General features: G+C 54.3%; 1 protein-coding gene. It reads right to left on the bottom strand.

Going from position 1 to position 2,335, the window contains the following annotated elements; translation table 11 throughout:
• Positions 1 to 2,335, bottom strand: a 2,335-nt coding sequence (locus BKH33_RS13990) for a tetratricopeptide repeat protein (RefSeq protein WP_244157434.1), incomplete at both ends; no start/stop codon positions are given.

Below are 2,335 nucleotides of genomic sequence, written 5' to 3'. Positions count from 1 at the left end.
GGGTGGTCGGGTCCCAGGATGAGGGTGCGGTCTTTGAGGTTCTGCTCGAGTAGGTTGATTGCCTCCCCAAGCCTTCCCAGATCTTGGTAAGCGCCAGCGAGGTTGTTGCGGAAGGTGAGAGTGCCGGGGTGGTGGGGTCCCAGAATTCGTTCGGAATCCTCGAAGTTTTTCTCATATAGGGTGATTGCCTCCTCGAGTCTACCCAACTCTTGTTGAGTGCCGGCGAGACTATTGCGCGAGGTCAGGATATCGGGGTGATTGGGGCCCAGGATGCGGATGCGATCAGTGAGAATTTGCTCGAACAGAGATGCGGCACCTTCGAGATCACCCCTGTCCCGACTGGCTTTGGCGAGGGTGCTGAGTGAGGTCAAAATGGCTGGTTCTGTGCTTCCAATTAGCGTCGTGGAGTGCTTGAGGTTCTGTTGCACTAACGCGACGGCCTTTTCTGTCTGACCTTCTAATAGGTAGGCGTCGGCGAGGCTGTTGCGTGAGGTGATGATATCAGGGTGGTCTACCCCTAGTGCTTCACTGGCTTTAGTGAGTGGATTAATTAGGGCTAGTGCGATTTGATGCATGCCGAGTCGCCATGCTTTTTTAAGGGTTCTCGCGAGTATTGTGGCGATGGTGGGGTCAGAGAATAAAGGAAGTGAGTGTTCTTGGGATGCGATGGTACTTAATTGTTCGATAAGGTTATGTGTCTCTTGCTGTTCTTTGCTTGGACTGTCTTGAGTGTGTGCGCTAATGCTCTCCAGTACACTTATTGCCACGGAAACAGCGGCGTTCATTTCTATTTCCGTACTGAGGCGGTTCTCTCTGAAAACTCGCCCTTGAAGTCGATGAATGAGGGTCTTCTTGCTGTCTGCTGAGATTTGACATACTGAGGAGTTTAATAGTGCACTGAGAGACTTCTTGGCGTTCTCTGTGTCGTTATAGTCTTCCAGCCATGCGGTGGGCACTCCTGGTGCTGCGAGTAGAGATAGTGTGCTTATCTGATGGATTGATAATTGTCCCTGCGTGGAGTTTTTCTTCTTGATGCTGTCTATCGTTGCTTTACACGCAAGCCATAAAGCTGTGCTGATTGCTTTTGGGTAATGCTCACCTTCTTGTTTATCAATAGTATCTGCTAGTGGAAGACTGTTTAGGCTGCGAAGGTATTCATTGAGAGTGAACCTCTCATTGCGGGCTGTTGCGGCGGCTTGAGTTATGGCGACAGGAAGATCTCCAAGTGTGCTTGCGATTTGGTTGGCTGCGTCGCGGTTAGTGTCGCCAGTTCGTTCACAGAGGAGGGTGATCGACTGGTCTCGTTCAAAGACTCCGACTGTGATTGGGTGCCATCCGAGACTGTCCCAGTCGAGGTGGCGTGTCGTGGTGATGATGACCCGGACTCCTTTACCTTCAGGGGTGAGGTCTTTCAGGTCGTCGAGGTTCTCCACGTTGTCGAAAATGAAAAGGCGGTCAGCCGCGTCTGCTGAGCGCAACTTATCCAGGAAGCGTCGAGCAGTGAAATCCGGTGTTTTATCGTGTGGAGCGTCGATCCCGGTCAGTGTGGCGAGTTCGTAGAGGGTGGCAACGAGTTTCTTACGTGACGCCGCGTTGATCCATGCGACTAGGGGCCATTCCTCGTCTTCGCACTTGGCGGCAATCGTGGCTGCCAGCTGAGTCTTGCCGCTCCCTTTCATTCCCGTTAATACTGTGCGAGGCTCGTTGTGAAAGAAGATGGCGTTGACGAGTTGATTTTGCCCTGTTCGTGGAATGAAGTTGGTGGCGACCATAGGGCGGCTACCAAAGTGAATCCGTGTGGGTGTGGCGTGTAGTTGACCGCGTGTGTTACGGATGTTGTCGATGCTGTCGATAATCCTGTCCAGGCGCTCGTAAGTCTTCGTGTACTGGTCTATCAGTCGTTCCTGTCCAGCAAGTAGCTGTTCCTGGCCTGCAAGTAGCTGCTTGAGTGCGGCGATGTCGAAGGCCCGCGATCCCGGTGCTCGATAGATGAACTCGTCGGCGACGATGCGGGTCAGGTCATCGAAGAAGGGTTCGGCTGCTGCCTCGATGTTTTGGCGGCGGCCGGCCGTTCGCCGCCGGAGGTACCTCTCGAAGTGATCCGGGAACCGCACCGCCTCCAGGACTGTGGTCTCGTCCTCGCTGAGATCCCTAAGCGCCACCTCTATCTCGGTGACGGCTCCAGCCAGGGCGGATTGAGTGACGCTGGTCCGCTCGTACCGTTCATGGGCGGCATCCACCTGCTTCTGAAGTCGAGACTTGATGGACGCCTCCAGTGGATTCTCCTCGCCGCCTCGCCCCTGCTGCAGACGTCTTAGGCTGCGCCATGCGTTGA

Origin of the sequence: Actinomyces naeslundii, assembly GCF_001956585.1 — a bacterium.
GTDB classification, from domain to species: Bacteria; Actinomycetota; Actinomycetes; order Actinomycetales; family Actinomycetaceae; genus Actinomyces; species Actinomyces naeslundii.
Note: the sequence above shows the minus strand (reverse complement) of the source record. Positions and strands in the feature narration are given on the sequence as shown.